The organism is Colwellia sp. KS18-150 (assembly GCF_057551365.1).
This window is the reverse complement of sequence record NZ_BAAJMC010000004.1, coordinates 141,684-160,875: the sequence shown is the minus strand read 5'-3', so window position 1 is coordinate 160,875 and position 19,192 is coordinate 141,684. Positions and strand designations below refer to the sequence as shown.

At 36.9% G+C, this 19,192-nt stretch carries 15 protein-coding genes; 5 read left to right on the top strand and 10 right to left on the bottom strand.

Annotation, left to right across the window (positions count from 1 at the left end; all coding sequences use genetic code 11):
- Positions 1-242: 242 nt before the first annotated feature.
- The 5 genes from AC27IF_RS08170 to AC27IF_RS08150 form a co-directional block, all read right to left on the bottom strand.
- The gene (locus AC27IF_RS08170; protein WP_487053545.1) at positions 243-563 is read right to left on the bottom strand and encodes a hypothetical protein; all 321 of its coding nucleotides are present in this window, start codon (positions 561-563) and stop codon (positions 243-245) included.
- Positions 564-872: 309 nt separating this feature from the next.
- The gene (locus AC27IF_RS08165; protein WP_487053544.1) at positions 873-5,024 is read right to left on the bottom strand and encodes a thrombospondin type 3 repeat-containing protein; all 4,152 of its coding nucleotides are present in this window, start codon (positions 5,022-5,024) and stop codon (positions 873-875) included.
- Between the two features lie 231 nt (positions 5,025-5,255).
- Positions 5,256-5,861, bottom strand: a complete 606-nt coding sequence (locus AC27IF_RS08160; RefSeq protein WP_487053543.1) for a hypothetical protein — start codon at positions 5,859-5,861, stop codon at positions 5,256-5,258.
- A gap of 209 nt (positions 5,862-6,070) precedes the next feature.
- Positions 6,071-7,831 (bottom strand): gamma-glutamyltransferase, encoded by a 1,761-nt coding sequence (gene ggt, locus AC27IF_RS08155; protein WP_487053541.1) that lies wholly within the window; start codon positions 7,829-7,831, stop codon positions 6,071-6,073.
- A 34-nt stretch (positions 7,832-7,865) separates the two neighbouring features.
- A complete protein-coding gene (locus AC27IF_RS08150) occupies positions 7,866-8,495 on the bottom strand; it encodes a tRNA-uridine aminocarboxypropyltransferase (RefSeq protein ID WP_487053540.1) in 630 nt (209 codons plus the stop codon).
- Positions 8,496-8,604: 109 nt separating this feature from the next.
- Between AC27IF_RS08150 and rrtA the strand changes: the two genes are divergently transcribed.
- Positions 8,605-9,231: a rhombosortase gene (rrtA, locus tag AC27IF_RS08145; RefSeq protein ID WP_487053538.1), complete on the top strand. Its 627-nt coding sequence runs from the start codon at positions 8,605-8,607 to the stop codon at positions 9,229-9,231.
- Between the two features lie 33 nt (positions 9,232-9,264).
- Here rrtA and AC27IF_RS08140 read toward each other — a convergent pair whose 3' ends face one another.
- Complete coding sequence (locus AC27IF_RS08140) at positions 9,265-11,781, bottom strand: S9 family peptidase (RefSeq protein ID WP_487053536.1); 2,517 nt, start codon at positions 11,779-11,781, stop codon at positions 9,265-9,267.
- Between the two features lie 246 nt (positions 11,782-12,027).
- Here AC27IF_RS08140 and AC27IF_RS08135 point away from each other — a divergent pair, with 246 nt between their 5' ends.
- Positions 12,028-12,576 (top strand): YchJ family protein, encoded by a 549-nt coding sequence (locus tag AC27IF_RS08135; protein WP_487053534.1) that lies wholly within the window; start codon positions 12,028-12,030, stop codon positions 12,574-12,576.
- A 25-nt stretch (positions 12,577-12,601) separates the two neighbouring features.
- Here the strand turns inward: AC27IF_RS08135 and AC27IF_RS08130 are convergent, their stop codons facing one another.
- From AC27IF_RS08130 to AC27IF_RS08120, 3 genes are all read right to left on the bottom strand, one after another.
- Positions 12,602-13,189 (bottom strand): VC2046/SO_2500 family protein, encoded by a 588-nt coding sequence (locus AC27IF_RS08130; RefSeq protein WP_487053533.1) that lies wholly within the window; start codon positions 13,187-13,189, stop codon positions 12,602-12,604.
- Between the two features lie 98 nt (positions 13,190-13,287).
- The gene (locus tag AC27IF_RS08125) at positions 13,288-14,598 is read right to left on the bottom strand and encodes an ATP-binding protein (RefSeq protein WP_487053532.1); all 1,311 of its coding nucleotides are present in this window, start codon (positions 14,596-14,598) and stop codon (positions 13,288-13,290) included.
- An 85-nt stretch (positions 14,599-14,683) separates the two neighbouring features.
- A complete protein-coding gene (locus tag AC27IF_RS08120; protein ID WP_487053696.1) occupies positions 14,684-15,379 on the bottom strand; it encodes a response regulator in 696 nt (231 codons plus the stop codon).
- Positions 15,380-15,624: 245 nt separating this feature from the next.
- Between AC27IF_RS08120 and xthA the strand changes: the two genes are divergently transcribed.
- Together xthA and rlmA are read left to right on the top strand one after the other, a co-directional pair.
- Positions 15,625-16,434, top strand: coding sequence for an exodeoxyribonuclease III (xthA, locus tag AC27IF_RS08115; RefSeq protein ID WP_487053530.1), 810 nt, complete (start codon positions 15,625-15,627; stop codon positions 16,432-16,434).
- 7 nt (positions 16,435-16,441) lie between these two features.
- Entirely contained in the window at positions 16,442-17,254 is an 813-nt protein-coding gene (rlmA, locus tag AC27IF_RS08110; RefSeq protein WP_487053528.1) for a 23S rRNA (guanine(745)-N(1))-methyltransferase, read from the top strand.
- Positions 17,255-17,258: 4 nt separating this feature from the next.
- Here the strand turns inward: rlmA and yfbV are convergent, their stop codons facing one another.
- Complete coding sequence (yfbV, locus tag AC27IF_RS08105) at positions 17,259-17,729, bottom strand: terminus macrodomain insulation protein YfbV (protein ID WP_487053527.1); 471 nt, start codon at positions 17,727-17,729, stop codon at positions 17,259-17,261.
- A gap of 184 nt (positions 17,730-17,913) precedes the next feature.
- Between yfbV and AC27IF_RS08100 the strand changes: the two genes are divergently transcribed.
- Complete coding sequence (locus AC27IF_RS08100) at positions 17,914-19,191, top strand: acetate/propionate family kinase (protein ID WP_487053526.1); 1,278 nt, start codon at positions 17,914-17,916, stop codon at positions 19,189-19,191.
- Position 19,192 lies beyond the last annotated feature (1 nt).

The window sequence follows — 19,192 nt, the reverse complement described above, 5'->3', positions numbered from 1 at the left end:
AGCTGTGACTAATGGTTTAAGCCAAGTCTGAAAAAAAATATCCAAATACTGCAACTACCCGAACCTCTAAAAGTAAAAAAAACTCTAAGCCAATACCACCCAGTAATATAGCTAAAGCTATAAACTCAGGCCCAAGTAATAAAAAGCTAGATACTTTCCATGACAATTTTTTAAAATTCAGACCTAACCCTCGCGAAATTGCTAGCGTCTTTTTAACTAGTTTTGTCGTTTGTTAAATGACTTTAGCCAAGGGTAGCAAGAAGTGTAACAAATACTGAGATAAACAAAGCGTATATTAACCAATTGTCATGCTTATCTGCTTCCAACTCATTTTCGTGATGTTGAATCATTTTCTTAACAGAGCCTTTAAATTTACCAAATCGATTAATTTGATATGATAGATCGTTAGGTAGTTGAACAAAGTAATCCGTATATTTTAAAAAATATTCTCGAAGTGTTTGAGCCTCTATATTGGTTTCCTTTGAAAGAGTATAAATTCCTTTTCCTTTCGGTGTGTGGGTTTCTAATGATTCCAGTATTTTAGTTAGTTCACTTACTTTCAAAATCATTCCATCCTTGAGAGTACACAAGAGCTCATTATGTAGATATCTTATTAATAACATCTACTTATTTAAACATAACTTATCATATAACAAGTTAAATTCAACTGGTTAAAAAGTAATAATAAACTTACTTGTTAAACAATAGTCGCTATTGTTTATAAACGAGCAACTAAAAATACTGAGAATTATCAGTTATCTTATATTAAGATTAAAACAAAAGATAATAAAAAAGACCTGCACTTATGTATAAACAACTACAGATCTTTAGTTATATCAACTTTCAAAATTTTGGAAAATATATGCCTTAAGCTAGGAGCTATGCGCTACATAAAAACGCCTTAGCAAAAACAAACTCATCACTAATAAGACGTAATATGAAGTACTACCACTACTCGATTTTTCTGGTGCTGTTTCTTTAGCTATTGTTTCATTTGAAACCACAGCGATACCGCCAGGATCATCAATTACACCGTTGGCAATCCCGTCGCTATCATTTGCGCCGCCATCTTCAATATACAAGCGCAAACAAACGTTACCAATAGTTAATCCATCGACATAAAGATCACTTTGTGGTGGTGGACAAACACCATTGACCGTTGCACTTGAAGCAATGGCATTATTGGCGTCTATGGTAAAGTCTTGCCAACCGTTTTCTTTAGTATATTTACGATAAACTGCAAATTCCTCAATGGCTGCAGATAGCGGTAAAACGATATAAACAGAGCGACCAAACGGGGTAATATCATCAATGATGAAGTCATAATAACTGCCATCATGCGACAAAGTATCAGCAGTTATCAAACCGGTATTATCGATTTCTTGTTGCGATAATTGCAAACCATCTGCAAATTGTTGAATTGCATATTTTCCTAGCTGTAAAGTTAAGCCAGGCTCAGTTTCTGCGATACTACTCACTGAGGAGTTAACATGCAAAGGTTGTAAATAAGCTATGGTTGAAGTATCTAGATACTCAGGTAAACCGTCATTATCGTCATCATTATAGCCCTCATCAATATCTGAAATACCGTCGCCATCAGTATCAGTAGTACTGAGCCTTGCTAGAGATTCAACCAAAATAAAACTAAAGGTTTTTGTTTGCGCTAACGGCTCACTACCGCTATTGGTTGTATTACCGCTATCAGTAACAGTGACAGTTATGTCAATCAAGCCGTTATTTTCATCAGGTAATGATACTTCATCCGGGTCAATAAACACCTGAAGCTGGTTTGCACTGATATCCGCTGATAAATAATCAGGGAATTGCCATTCAACCACATGTGTGTCCGCTATGTTTGAGTCAGTGATAGCTAGATTTAACGTGCCCTCGCCGGCATCTTTAGCTAATTGTGCAGTGAAAATACCATTTTGCTCTAAGGTTAAAGTAATATTTGGTACAACATTAGTTTCCACCACATTAATGATATGTGAGCTATTAACCCCACCATTAACACCTTGTTCAAAAGTTAGTATAAGCTGCTCATTACCTTCTAATTCAAAATCAGAATGCAGAAGCACTTCAATACTGCCTTCTGTGCCTTCATCAATCGTAATAATATTATTTGTTAGTTGATAATCGGCACTATCAACACTTCCTGTAACATTAAAAGCAATATCTAATGGGTAATTTGGCGCTTCACCAGAAAGTGTCACTTTAATTGTTGTCGTGCCACCTTCTGCTACCGATTGTTGCGCTGAAAAGTTAACAAGTGGATGAACATTGAGTATTTGCTCTTTAGTAGCAACATTACCCGCATTATCAACAGCACGCCAAGTGATTGGGTACAAACCAGAGCTAATGTTTTTCGATCCCGTTTCAAACCCTAAGGCCGTTAAATTACAGCAATTCATACCATCTTTGCCATCTTCCACTGCAACACTGGTGATACTAATTAGTGTAGCTAAATCTAACTCCGTAAACGTATGATCAGCATAGATATGTGCCGACTGAGGTGGTGTAATCATAGGTGCATAGTCATCTAATAATGGATCAGTATTAGATTGAGCTTCTTCAGCATTAGTAATACCATCAAAATCTGTATCAAATGTAGCATCTGCAGGCTCAAGAGGGTCAAAATTATAACTTAATTCAAAAGCGTCACTCATACCGTCACCATCGTCATCAAGATCGGCATTATTACCTATTTGATCATTGTCGGTATCAACTTGTTCACTAGCATCAAGTGGTAAATCATCATAAAAATCTAACGTACCATCACCATCATCATCACTATCTAACACATCACCAATACCATCACCATCAGTGTCATCAGTCTCAAGAGCATTGAGTGGAAAATCGTCTAGGTAATCAGGAACACCATCATTATCATCATCACTGTCTTCATTATTGCCTAAACTATCATTATCACTATCTTCAAATTCATTGATGTTTAAAGGGAATAAATCAAATGCATCAATAACCCCATCATTATCGTCATCTTGATCTGAGATATTACCAATACCATCAGCGTCAGTGTCTAGCCATTCTAGCGGATCATTAGGTAAGGCATCTTGTTGATCGACAAAGCCATCATTATCATCATCGCTGTCACTATTGTTACCTAGGCCATCACCGTCAACATCAAATTGTTCATTGGCATCTAATGGAAAAGCGTCAGACCCATCAAGTTCACCATCGTTATCATCGTCATCATCAGTATTGTTTCCAATACCGTCTAAGTCAGTATCGAACCATTCGAGTGGGTCAGTATCAAAGGCATCAATATCGTCAGTAAAAGCATCATTATCATCATCACTGTCGACATTATTACCTAAACCATCACCATCAGTATCATACTGCTCGCTCGCATCAAGGCGAAAAGCATCAAGGTGATCAAGAACACCATCACCATCATCGTCGTCATCGGCATTATCACCAATAAGATCGCTATTTGTTGGGTGCGTCGCATCAGAGTTTAAGTACTCATTGACATTCAGTGGATAAACATCGCTACCATCTGCAATACCGTCATTATCATCATCGGCGTCACTGTTATTGCCAATACCATCACCATCAGTATCTAGCCATTCTGTATTATTAAACGGAAAAGCATCACTAGCATCATTTATACCGTCACCATCGTCATCAGTATCAACGTTATTACCTACGCCATCACCATCTGTATCTATTGTTTCAGAAAAGATATCAGGAAAGTCATCATCACCATTAGCAATACCATCACCATCTCTATCAGCATCAATATTATCACCAATACCATCGCCATCTAAATCGTTAGTTTCAGTTGCATCTAACGGAAAAGCATCAAGAGCATCATTAACATTGTCGCCATCATCATCAAGATCAGTATTATTACCAACGCCATCTAAATCTGTATCAATATATTCTGATGGATCATCTGGGAAATCATCACTTGCGTTATTAACACCATCGCCATCACGATCAGCATCCGCATTATCACCTAAACCATCATTATCTAAATCGAACTGCTCGGTATTATCTAAAGGAAAATCATCAGTAATATCCGGCTCGCCGTCATTATCAGCATCAAGATCTGGACCATCACAGGTGCCATCATTATCTGTATCTAAACGCTCTAGTGGGTCTAACGGACAGGCATCTAAACCATCTTGTACGCCGTCTCCATCATCGTCGTCATCAGCAAAGCTATCACCTAAGCCATCGTTATCGGTATCTACAGACTCTGTTGGATCTAAAGGTAAATCGTCATTAATATCAAGAAATCCATCGCCATCATCATCATCATCGGTATTATTGCCGATACCGTCGGTATCCGTGTCATACCACTCGCTTGGGTCATCAGGAAAAACATCATTAGCATTTACAACACCATCGCCATCTCTATCAGCATCTGCATTGTTACCAAGGCCATCACCATCAATATCTTGCCATTCAAGTGGGTCTAGCGGAAATAAATCATTAACATCTAACGTTAAATCACCATCATCGTCATCATCAGCATTATTACCAATGCCATCAAGATCAGTATCGATTGTCTCTAAAGGATCAAGAGGAAATTGATCGTAGACATCGAGTACACCGTCATTGTCATCATCGGTATCAGAATTATTACCAACACTATCGTTATCTGAGTCTAGTGTTTCAAGAGGATTTAGTGGAAAGTCATCGAGAAGATCAAGTACGCCATCATTGTCATCATCGGTGTCCGTGTTATTTCCTAAACCGTCATTATCAGTATCGAGCCATTCGCTGGGATCTCTAGGAAGGGGATCATATAAATTAATAGCAAGATCGCCATCATCATTATTATCTGGTCCACCATCAGTACCATTTAGAAGTCCATCACCATCAATATCAGGGTCAGAGTTATTACCTATGCCATCAAGATCGGTATCAATCCACTCAAGTGGATCATTAGGAAAAAGGTCGACGCTGTCATCATAACCGTCGCCATCGGTATCTACGGCAAGAGCCGTACCACTACATAATAGCAATACCAGTGATGTATATTTAAATCCACGCATTGTAATACTTCTCCACACGCTTCCCTATAAACGAAATTCAAGTGTTATTTTCAGCTACTATTGGTAGCATTTTTATACTTGATTATTGAACATAATAAGTTTAGCAAAAATGAAAAACAAAGCTGTAATGGCTTTGTAACATACTAAACATAAGGGTTAAGTTAACTTTATAACGACTGACTAAGATAAAACTTAAATCAACCTGCCCCACTGTAACGAAATAAGCTAGGGTTAATAGCCCATTTGACGACCAAATGTATAACTAAAACCAATATAAACTGATGATATATCGCCAAATTCAGAATAATCAGGATAATTTTTTACACCAATTTGCATCGCCATTTGTTTGGTAAACTTTTTATGTACGCTTAAACCGACCATGCCGTTGACATCACCTTGCTCTGAGAAATACTTCTCTTCATCAAGCTCAGGCCAAATAAATTTATTTTCAGTAATAGCAACACCAACACCAGCTTGAAATTCAAAAATTAAGCTTTTTATAAAGGTATTATACGATTTTGGGTAATAACGATAGCTTAATGCTAAGTCCACAGTGTCTAAAGCAAAGTTAATATCTTCATCATTCCAATGAATATTAATATCTTCGAGACGGTTATAGCTGACAGACCAGTTAAATTCTTTGTGATTAAAAAAGTTATCACCGATACCAAAGCTGACGCCATATGCACCTGATTGATCAGGCTTATGCATTTGAATTGAAGTTTCTAAAGCGGAACTGTTAAAAGCAGTCAGTACCAACAATACGCCTACCAAGCGTTTCAAAAATTTACTCTGTGCAAACAAGCTTTTATATATTATGTTATTTTTACTACTCACTACTACTCTCCTGCCAGTTTTTTGTCAGCTTATGATGATTTATTAGTCTATTAAGTCATATTTAGCGTTTTATGATTAACTAAGCAAAAATCAAACCACTCTATATTAATAATGTTAATCGGCTTAATTATTACGACTTCTCTAATTGAAATAAAAACGGCTGTCACTTTAAAATGACAGCCGTTGTATTGTTAGTAATTTCTACTTAGTTATTCAGCTAAGACTAATCCTTCTCGGCGTGGGTCTGCTCCACCAACCAGACCTTTTTTGGTAACCTCAATAGCTTGAATACCGCTATTTAAATCTCGAGACTGTACTTTATGGCCTTTTGCTTCAAGTAATGGAATCAACTGCTCTGCAGGTGTTCCACGTTCAACCGTTGTTATATGGTTGCGGTTAGTTATTTTAGGTAAGTTGATGGCTTGTTGCGGGCTTAATTTCCAATCTAGAACACCAATAATGGTTTGAGCGACATAATTGATAATTCGACTCCCACCGGGTGCCCCCAATAATAAACGTAACGAATTATCTTCGTTAAAGACCATCATTGGCGCCATTGAACTTCTAGGACGTTTATGGGCTTGTACTCGGTTAGCGACCAACTTGCCGTCTTTTTTAGGCGCTAAAGAAAAATCGGTTAACTGGTTATTTAACAAAAAGCCTTCAACCATTAACGCTGAGCCAAAACCATTTTCGATACTACTTGTCATTGAAACCGCATTCCCTTCACCGTCAACAATAGATAAATGTGTTGTTGATGGTCTTTCAATGGCACTGTCATTAGCTAAAGCCAGAGCACCTTGCGGAGAGCCTGCCTGTGCTTTACCCATATCAACTTTAGGATTAATTAGTTGTGCTCGTTTAGCTAAATAGTCAGGGTCGATTAGGCCTTTTACTGGTACAGAAACAAAATCTGCATCTGCAATATACTTATTTCGGTCTGCAAAAGCTAAACGGGCACTTTGGGTATATAAATGAATTGCTTGAGCATCATTGGCTGAGTATTTTTCTAGATTAAATGATTGCAGCTGCCCTAATATCTGAATAACAGCAACACCACCCGAACTCGGCGGCGCCATACCGCACACTTTAAATTTTTTATATGGACCACAAATAGCTTCGCGTTCTTTTACTTGATATGACGCCATATCTTCCATAGACAATAAGCCTGGTGCTATCGCCGCATTTTGTACTTTTTCAACAATTTTTTGAGCTATCCAACCTTGATAAAATACATCAATGCCATCTTTAGCCACACTGCGGTAAACATTTGCCAACTTTTTATTAACTAATACGTCACCTGCTTTAACAGATTTGCCATTTGGGAAAAAATACTGATTAGCTTCAGGTAAGGTATGGATACCTGGATTAAAATTCATACCCAATAATTTCTCTAAGCGAGGAGAAACCACAAAGCCCTGCTCTGCTAACGTGATGACTTGCTCAAACAAGCTACTCCACGCCAGCTTACCATGTTTATCATGAGCTGTTTTCAGTGTGGCTAGTAAACTAGGAACCCCGACAGAGCGTCCGCCAACTACGGCATCTCGCCACTTAAGTGGTTTGCCATTTTTATCCAAAAACAATTCACTTGTTGCTGCCGCAGGAGCTGTTTCTCGACCATCGAAACTAGTGAGTTTAGTTTTATCGTTATCCCAATAAAGCATGAAGGTGCCACCACCTATGCCTGAAGACTGTGGCTCAACTAAAGCTAATACTAGCTGTACCGCAATAGCAGCATCAACAGCGCTACCACCTCGTTTTAAAATATTAAAGCCAGCTTTGCTCGCATATGGGTTAGCAGCAGCCACCATAAACTTATTACCATGTACCGCTGTTTTTTCAATATAACCTGTAGCAGCTTCAGGCTCGCGAGTTTCTCTTTGCTCAATAGTTTTATTTGCAAAAGATACGCTACTAAAAACGAGTAAACTCGCTGTAGATAAAGTAAAAATATTTTTTAAGATCATGTGATGGCTTATTTAAGTCAAGGTGAACGAGAAATTAACTCTGAGGTCTAAACGATAACTGAAATTGATTAAACTGTGCAAATTTATTTAACAAGGGTTGGTACTTAGCTAATGCTAAAGCTTCACTTTCTGTACAATCTAATAAAGCTAGTGCATAACAACAGGCTTCAAGACTCGACAAAGCATTCGTTTTCGCTACTTTACGGATCAAATACTGACCGTTATTAGCATATTTTTCTGGTAAACAAACTTGCTTAAGTTGCTGTAAATTAGTTGATTGCATCAGCATGCGATAAGCTTTTTTCCATGTGCCGTCTAGAATAATCAAGCACAACTCCTTACCTAATTGATGAGCAATTTCTTTATGCTCAACCACACTAGTATTAGGTGTTAATACAACAGAGCTTTCACCGGGATAAAGCAGTAAAACATGATAACGGTTAATTATATCTTGTAACTCTTCACAATCAGTAAAGTTTTCACCAACAAGGGTTTTACATTGCTTTAACGACATTGTTAATAAAGCTGCCGTACCTTTACTATGATTAACTTCACTTGGATGTTGCAAAATAACGACATTAATATTGTTGTTAACTGGCGCAACAAAATTACAAATACATGCCTTTGTAGGTCGTTGACAATGTTGACATAAAATTCGAGTCATAATAATTAAAGCTAGTTGATTAGTAAGATAAACTATTGAATTCAATTGTGTTGGTAGTCATTGTATACTTATCCCTGCCTCACTTCAGCTTTTAGCGAATATAAAACATATGAAATTATCATCATTACCTTTAGCCAGACAACAAGCGTTGGCTGTATTTATAGTTTCGATAATATCTGTAGTCGCTTTTATCCTTGAAAAGCTCACAGGAAATAGTTTTACTGAATTATTTGTTTATCAAAAACAGTTAATCGGACAAGGAGAGATTTGGCGATTAATTACGGGGCACTTTCTTCATACCAATGGCTTTCATTTATTATTAAATCTCGCCGCTTTAATAATGCTTTGGTTATTACACGGTCGCTTTTATAATTTAAAAAATTATAGTTTCCTATTTTTATTCACTGCATTAATTACCAGTTTGAGCTTGTATTATTTCACCCCAACCATACAGCAATATGTAGGATTGTCTGGAGTTTTACACGGTGTTTTCGTTTTTGGCGTTATGATGGATATTAAGACTAACGATAAGACTGGATATTTACTATTTATTGGCGTGTGGCTCAAAATTGCTCATGAGAAAATTTATGGTGCCAGTGAAGATGTTAGTGCAATCATTGAAGCATCTGTTGCTATTGATGCTCATTTGTGGGGTGCGTTAGCGGGCTTACTTTTCGCTATACTATATTGGTTGATGGCAGATGATATACAAGACGATTTATCAATTAACTCATAAACCGTCTTGCCTATTCAATCAAAGTCTCAATAACTAAAGTGTCTGTTCAAACAGTTTAAAAATACGACGGTATTCATCTAACCAAGAGCTAGGTTGCACAAAACCGTGTGGCTCAACTGGGTAGATAGCCGTTTCAAAGTCTTGTTTTTCAAGCTCTATTAAACGTTGTACTAAGCGTACCGTATCTTCAAAGAACACATTATCATCAACCATAGGCGCATTAATTAATAGCGGCTTTTCTAAACCTTCCACAAAGTAAATCGGTGAGCTACGCTCATAAGCAATAGCATCATCAGCTGGTGTGTTTAAAATATTAGAAGTATAACCGTGATTGTAGTACGCCCAATCTGATACTAATCGAATAGCAGAGCCAGATTCGAATAAATCAGGTGCCGTAAACATTGACATTAACGTTAAAAAACCACCATAAGAGCCACCATAAGTACCAATACGTTTGGCATCGACATTGGCATTATCAATTATCCAATTTACACCATCACGCATATCTTCGACTTCTGGCTTACCCATATGACGATAGATACTAGTTCGCCAATCACGGCCATATCCTTTTGATGCACGATAATCCATATCAATAACAACGTATCCTTGTTGTACTAACATAGAGTGAAACATAAACTCACGGAAATAGCCTGACCAACCTAGATGTGAATTTTGTAGATAACCAGCACCATGTGTAAACATAACAGCGCGATTTTTTTCCGTCGTTTGATCATAGTTTTCAGGCAAATAAACACGCGAGTATATTGGATCAGTCTGCTTAGTTGATGGTATAGCTACAATGTTAGGTGTTGACCATGGCATCGCTTTAAACTTAGCTGAAACTGTATCGGTTACTTGTTTAGCTTTTTCTTCTGTACTCAGGGTTTTGACATAAAGCTCAGGAGGCATAGTTAAGCTAGAGTGCTGAATTAATAACTTACTTTCATCAGGACTTAATGCGTAATCATTCATACCACCAAGATCCGTTAACGCTGAAATATTGTTTTTTGAATCGCCATCTAAACTCACTTGGTAAATTTCATAAATACCTGGATGTTTTTTATTTGCTTTAAAAACGAAACGTTGTTGATCTTTCGTTAGCGTTACATCACTCACCTCATATTGACCTGAAGTAAGCTGTTGTGTTTTACCAGCACCTGATACTTCAAAAGCTTTTATATAAAGATGTGAATATCCGCTCTCTTCAGATAAGAAAAATAAACTTTTACTTCCTGTAGCTGAAGCTATCCAACCAAACTCGTTAAAATTCCAATTAATCCACGCATCATCATGCAGTTTATGTTGGCTAACCAGTTTATTATTATCAAAATCAATGCTAGTTAACCATCGTGTTTTGTTATCCCACGCTTCAAGCATAAAAGCAATTTGGCTACCATCTGCGCTCCATTTTACTGGGTACCACATTTGTAATAAATGGATATTACGTGGACTTTTCTCGCTGTGATATTTTTTGCCGTCACGCTCATAGTTTTCCTTTTTAACTGCGGCTAATACATCCCTATTGAAATCAGGTAAAGTGTCATAGGCTAACGCATCCTTACTACCTTTTGATAAATCTAGTATAAATAGCTCTTCTTTGTACTGGCGATTATTGGCCACACGTGCACGAACTTTTTCGGCAGCTATAACACCATTGCTAGTGATATAGTTAGGCATAATATCCGTTTTATCACGGCTTGATTTAGCCGATGTAATACTAACAAATAGCTTTTTACCCGATGGCGATAAACTCGCATGGCTTACCTTATTACCTTTACCGAAGTAAAATTTTGTTTCTCTAATGCTAGCGTTTTCATTGGCTAATGATTGTTGCTGTGCTTCACTCAACTGTTTATTTCTATGCTGTAAAGCAATGTAATCAATTAACTGGTGTTGCTCTTTAGCAAGATAACTACTCGGAGCTTGCAGCCCTTGTGGCTTATCTGCCATTTTCAAATTTGCTAACTCTATAATTTGACCTGTTTGAATATTGTGGGCATAAAATACATTGCCAACACGATATGACACTGAGCCATCACTAAGAAATTTAGCATCACTTTCTTGTGCAGAGGTATAAGTGATCTGCTTTACTGTGCTATCGGCTACCTGTTTAACAAACACATTACCTTTAAAGGTATAAACCTCATGAGTACCAGTTTCATTACTCACTGCATTGTCATCAGCAACAATATGCATTTTAGCCAGCTTAACTTTTGAGCCATTACCAAGATCATTAACTAAATCTTTAACATAAAGATCATTAAGTGGGTTTCCTAGCTGTTTTTGTTGATAGAAAATAGTATTGCTATCATCTCCCCAATACCAGCTGTGTGGTGTTCTTCCCATCCAGTCAGGATCAGCCATAATTTGTTCAAGCGTAATAACGGTATCTTGATTGACCGTGTTATTAACGTTTGTTGCAGATGGAATAATAGTCGCAGCTTTCTCAGTTTTGGTTAGTGTTTCTGTCGAGTTTTCAGTACTCACACAAGCGACTAAAGTAAAGCTTAACGCTAAGGCAATTTTACTTTTCAATGACAATAATTTCATACATATAGTCTTTATTGGGGTTAAAATTAAGTGGATAGAATATAGTTATACTGTTGAATTGCTTAATGTTCAATATGAAGCAAGCAGTAGAATATGATAAAAAATAACTTAAGTGTAAGGGAAAGCTACCAGTTGCTAGTTTTATCGGATGAATTCCCTTACCAAAAGAGCGGTATTAATTAATCGGTTTCGAATAACAATCCTTATGCTAAACTAGCCTGCCAATATAGTTTTAACTACCCAACGATGCAATCAAATCAAATTTGTTTTTGTGGCAGCAAAGATCTCTATACTGAATGCTGCAAACCATTAATTAATAAAGTTAAATTAGCTGAACATCCAGAGCAATTGATGCGCTCGAGGTTTAGCGCTTATGTAGTGAAAGATTATCAATATATCTATGATACTTATGCTAAAGAATGCCACATATCATTGCATATCGATGAGATAAAAGAGTCCGCAGAAGATTGTCATTGGATTGCATTAGTCATTCACAATAGAACTGATAAATCATCGAACGAATTAGAAGGATTTGTCGAGTTTTCTGCTTATTACATTAGTCATGATAGTGTTTACGAAATGCGTGAAAAATCAAGATTTATACGAGAGGAAGCCAACAATCAATTACTGCAATGGCGTTATGTTGATGGAACCATTATTGCGCACACTAAACAAAAGAAAATATCACGTAAACAGATTTGTCCATGTAATGATTTCCCTACCGCTTGGCCTGCTGCAATTAACAAAAAAAATAAAAAGTATAAACAGTGCTGCGCTAAATATTTAACAATATAATTAGCAATCAAAGCATTGATAAAGTTTAGGCCGCGAGGCCTGAAATTAATCGTGATTTAACCAATGACGTTTGAATATTTTGCAGCCATGCATCTACATGCATAGAGTCACGTTTATTTAAAACCGTATCATCAGCAATCGCATGTTTTGCTTGGCAAACTAAGGTGGTGTTTGTCATCACTTGACTAGAAATATGTTTCTTATCATCACGAAATGCTAAAGGCTTAGGATTAATACTATTACTTAGATGGATATTTGCTAGATTGAGCTCTTTGATATCCTCGGCCTGATTATAATCATTAATCTGTGCGAGAGACTCTAAAGCTAATGGGGATTTTTTAGGTAATTGAAACTGCTGACGTAGAGCTTCTTCAGTCAGTACTCTACTTGATGGCTTATGCTGAGGTAAAGAAAACTGGCTTTGCTCTCTAACATCATCACAAAGCATAGCAAGCATTAAAGAAAAGTCAGCGCGCCTAGCTTGGTGAACACATTCATTTAACTGCTCACCAAATTGCAATTCATGTAATAACGTATTTGATGTAGAGCCAAGATTGTTTGGCTCTACATCAATGGTATTATTAGCAAGTTGTTTTACTGCAGTTAAGGCCAATGAATGTGCTCTTTTTACTTATACCCTTTTGGGTATGAATTAAGTTAGTAAAAAGGTTAACGGCAAGGTATTAAAAAGCTTTACCTATTTTTAAATATTTATTCAACTGGCCAGGTTAGTGTAAATGCCGCACCACCAAGATCACTATCGGCAACGCTTGCACTACCGTGATGCCATTCCATAATTCTAGAAACGATAGCTAGCCCAAGACCGAAACCACCTGTTTCTCTATTTCTAGAATGATCGCCACGAGAGAACGCATCAAAAATGGTTGCTTTAAACTCATCAGAAACACCATCACCATTATCTTCGACGCATAACTGACACAACTTATTGTTCTTACCGGACTTAACCACAGAGATAGTGACTCGAACTTTACCTGCACCGTATTTAACTGCATTACTGATAAAGTTGTTAAGCGCTCGGTCAATAAAGTGGCTATCACAAATAGCTTGCAAGCCTTGTCCATTATCAATTAGCTCAATATTAGCGCCTACTTTTTCATGATTTGCTATTTGTTTATGCACTAATGACTTTATATCTTCATTGATAAAATGCAGATCTGGTTTATCACTATCAAAAGCGGCATAAATTAGCATTTCGTTAATTAACTCTTCGAGCTCACAAACATCATTATTTATTTGAGCTTGATACTTAGCTCTTTTTTCATCATCTTTAACACTAGATAACATTTGTAAGGCGAACTTACTGCGAGCTAATGGCGTTCTTAGTTCATGAGAAACCGCACTAGTTAGTTCTTTATGCGCTTCAATTAATCGTTTGATACGCGATGCCATCATATTGAAGGAGCCTATCATGGGAGCAACCATGCTAGATTTTGCACTAGGCGCATTGGTATTAAAGTTTCCTTGGCCAAACTCACTGGTGGCCTTTTTAAGGCTCTCTAAATCCCTTGATACGGGCCATAACCACATAAATATAATAGCGCCAAAGGCTGCCATTATTGCAACACGATAAATCGCTTTAATTTTGGGCCTCGTTGGCATAAGCGCAGGGCCTAATGTAAGAACCGTTTCAGAGTTAGGGATTAAATAATGTAATACAACGATGTCATCATTGTAATAAATATGGGTATTCTCATGTTTTAACGCTTGATGATCCTCATGCTCCATAGCATCAAAAGTTGCTAAACTAATTAATTCTAACGGTAACTCATATCGTGCTCCGGTTTTAGCTATTAATTCAGGCCACTCATGCTCCGGATGATTATTAACATAATCTCCCACAGCCATTAGCATGGTTTTATAACCGGTGTAAGATTCTATATCTTGTTCAAGATAACTGTTCCACACATTATCAAGTACCCAAGAGAAGATGATAAAGGTTGAAATAATAAGAAAATAAAGACTGAAAAAAGAGCGGCCAGCAAAATTAATTCGAGAGGTCATAGTTAGCCTTCAACAATAGATAATTAAAAAATAAAAAAAGCGAAGCAGCTTATCGCTGTTTCGCTTAATTAATAAAGACGTTAAATTAATTCCATGCATCTGGAACAAATAAATAACCTTGTCCCCAAATAGTTTTAATTCTAAATGGCGTTTCGGTATCATCGAACAGTTTTTTTCTTAAACGTGAGATACGAACATCGACACTTCTATCTAAACCGTCATATTCTCTACCGACAACCGCTTTATAAATATAATCACGGTTTTGAACTTCGCCCGCTTTGCTTGAAAGTAACCATAATAGATCAAACTCTTGACTCGTTAAGTCAACATTTTCGCCTTTCAAACTAACTTTTCTAGAGGCTCTATTTATATGTAATTCACCACAGTTAACCTCACCCGCTTCTTGGCTTTGATTTGGCAACTGACCTCTACGTAATAAGGCTGTAACTCTTGCAAGCAACACTCTTGGCTCAACAGGCTTGATTACATAATCATCAGCACCTATTTCCAAACCAAGCACTTGGTCAAAATCAGTACCTTTAGCAGTAAGCATTAATATAGGTCCTGAAAATGTTGGCCTTATATCACGGCATACAGCGAAACCATCTTTACCTGGTAACATAATATCTAAAATAATAATATCAGGTTTAAAGAGGTCAACTCTTTTCGCCACTGTATCACCACGGAATTCTTGTTTAACGTGATAACCTTCACTGGTTAGGAAGTCAGTTACTAAATCAGACAACTGACGATCATCTTCAACTAATAATATTTTTTTCACTGAGTCAGACATATTTGTTTCCTTTACATAATATTTATCAACTGAGACAAGCTTAAACAAGTTACAGATCATTAACAATACGCAGTACTAGCTGTTACCTTTAAATTACAATTTTTTACACTTATCAGCCTTATTGATGGATTATTAACCAAGTTATTCGCGATGTTGAAAAATAACTTGCGAGTATCTTATGAAACAAGCAAGATCAGCTCTATTCGTAATGCTTCAAATGAGCCTATTAAACTATGAAAATAATTTCTTTTAACATAAATGGTCTACGCGCTAGACTTCATCAATTACAAGCGATCATTGATAAACATCAACCAGATATTATTGGTTTACAAGAAATCAAGGTTCATGATGAGGTATTTCCTTTAGAAGCGGTTGAAGCTATGGGATACCATGTTTACTTTCATGGGCAAAAAGCTCACTACGGCGTTGCTATGTTATGTAAAAAAGAAGCGGTTAGTGTTCAAAAAGGTTTCCCAACTGATGACGACGAAGCACAAAAACGTATGATCATGGTTGAAACAACCAATGAGTCAGGCGAAAAAATCACCGTGTTAAATGGTTATTTTCCTCAAGGAGAAAACATTAATCATGAAACTAAATACCCGTATAAGCGAAAGTTTTACCAAGATTTAATGACTTATCTTGATGATCATCATAATAAAGATGAAAACATCATCGTTATGGGAGATATTAATATCTCGCCTATTGATTTAGATATTGGTATTGGTGAAGTTAATCGTAAACGTTGGTTAAAAACTGGTAAATGTTCTTTTCAGCTAGAAGAGCGTGAATGGTTAACTCGATTAATGGATTGGGGCTTTATCGATACGTTCCGTCAACTTCACCCTGATAGAAGTGAGCGTTATTCTTGGTTTGATTATCGCTCTCGTGGTTTTGATGATAACCGAGGTTTACGCATTGATGTTATTTTGGCAACTAAAAGTGTCAGTAAAAAGTGTCTAGAAGCTGATGTTGATTATGAATTACGTGCCATTGAAAAGCCTTCTGATCACGCACCCATTTGGTCAACTTTTTCAAAGTAATTAATCTATGAAATCATCCCCTAAATATCTTTGTCCATTGTGCCAAGAAGACTTAACGTGTAATGAAAAAAGCTATGTTTGCGTTAACAATCATAGTTTTGATCAAGCTAAACAAGGCTATGTAAATTTATTACCTGTACAATTTAAGCATTCAAAAGCACCTGGGGATAACAAAAGCATGGTCGTCGCAAGACGTGCATTTCTTGATAAAGGATATTATCAGCCGCTGGTAGATAAGATGCTTGAGCTTTACCAAGAGTATGGTGATGAAAATGGACCTTTACTCGATGCTGGCTGTGGTGAAGGTTTTTATAGCCATCAGCATAAAACCAACACCAATCAAGTTTATGGTGTTGATATAGCAAAAGAAACGATCAAAATAGCCGCAAAACGTTATCAAAATTGTCACTTTAGCGTCGGTACTTTATCTAAGCTGAGCTTTTCTGATAATTACTTTAGTTGGTTAACATCAGTTTACGCCCCTATTTTAGAAACAGAGTTTACACGTGTATTAAATTCACAGGGGTACGTATTAACCGTTACACCTGCTCAACAACATCTCTATGAATTGAAGGAATTAATTTATCGAAATGCTAATGAGCATGATGTCAGTAGTACAGCAATGAATAAACTACAATTAGTCACTCAAGAGCGACTTACCTATGCGATGAACTTTGATAATAGTGAAGATGTACTTAATTTATTAGCAATGACCCCTTTGGCTTTTAAAACATCGTCAGAGGTCATTGAAAAGCTAAAATCAACTGAGCAGTTTACTTGTCAGGCTGATTTTATTTTGCGGTTATATAAAAACGCTTAATTATTTATCGATTCTGGTGGTTATAAGTAAGTTGAAGCAGTTTTGCTAAATCAATGTACCTTGGCTTAGCAGTACTTAACTCTTCAAGTTGAGTTATTCCACCCTGCTCTTTTGCTTTTTCCAAGCCACTACGATACCAAGACGCTAATGACGGCGGCAGAAACTTATCAGCTTTCACACCTAAGACTACTAATGCCTGTACGGGTACAGATAAGATAAACAACGCATACACTAGAGATTGACTTAAGGCGTTCAAAGCATTTTCAATACTACCTTGCCCTAACGGATAGCCTGACCCTACATACAACTGCATAATGAGTGTAAACAACGCTAAAGCTGGAAAATAACGGCAAACAAACCGTGCGACTTGTACCGCTTGATAATCCGCGAAATAATGGGAAAGCTCAGGCCTTTCAGGCCAAAATGCTAGATACCGCTGCCCTAGCTTGATAATTTGTACTACTGATATGTTCATATGCTAACTATAGCAGTTAAAATAAGCTTGGAAAAGTTATGGTACGCCATAGTAGCTATAGTGTTTGTAATGAAATGTTCTATTGTTAAATTTTTTGTTTTGTATCAATATTCTAACTATCATTAACTTTATAATATATTCTCTCTTGAAACAGATATAAATTTTCTATTTAAACGGCATTAAAATGATTCAAAAAACTTCGACACAAATTTCAGCAACCAAAGAAAATGTTATCTTGGTTATTAATTGTGGCAGTTCGTCAGTTAAATTCTCTTTGATTACCCCAAGCTCAGGTCAAACTATATTATCAGGTATCGCCGAGTGTTTGATGACCCCAGAGGCATTAATAAAAATCAATTATCTCGCGAGTGCGGAGGTGAATAAGCAAAAGCAAAGCTTTTCTCTCCCTAAACCATTCGACCACCAAAGTGCATTAACCGTATTGGTTACAACATTAAAAGAATATGGTCTTGATTCTGGTATTGTCGCTATAGGCCATCGCGTTGTACATGGCGGTGAAAAATATGCTGAGCCAACCTTAATTACAGAGCAAGTTAAAAATACTATCGCTAAACTTGCCAAATTAGCTCCTTTACACAATCCAGCAAATTTAAACGGCATTAATGCTTGCCAGTCGGCTTTCTCAGATTTACCGCAAGTGGCCGTATTCGATACCGCTTTTCATCAAACTATGCCTGAAAAAGCTTACCTTTACGGCTTACCTTATGCGCTTTATCAAGAGCATGGCATTCGTCGATATGGCTTTCATGGCACTAGTCATTACTTTGTTGCTAAACAAGCAGCTAGTTATTTAAATAAACCGCTTGAACAATGTAATCTCATCAGCGCTCATTTAGGTAACGGTTGTAGTGTTACTGTAATTAAAAATGGTAAAAGTGTTGATACCAGTTTAGGAATGACTCCACTTGAAGGTGTCATAATGGGTACTCGCAGTGGTGATGTTGATGCAGGCATTGTTGTTCATTTGGTTGAGCAATTAGGCTATAGCATTGAACAAGTAGATACCTTATTAAATAAAGAAAGTGGACTATTAGGGCTATCAACACTGAGTAATGATTGTCGAACACTTGAAACTGCTATGCTTGATGAAAATCACCCACAAACTACTCAAGCAAAAATTGCTTTAACGGTTTTTTGTTATCGTATTGCCAAATATATCGCCTCATTTAGTGCAAGCTTAACCCAATTAGATGGCTTGATCTTTACAGGTGGAATCGGAGAGAATTCATCTTGGGTACGTGAGCAAGTCACCAAACAGCTCTCTTTACTCAATATTCACCTTTGTAATACAAAAAATGAAAACATGCGCTTTGGTAACAGTGGTAACATTGCTCAGGAATCATCTCGTGCCTGTTTTGTTATTGCCACCAATGAAGAATGGGTAATTGCCGAGCAATCTGCACAATTACTTAACTTACCACTAGCAACAAGCGAGAAATAAT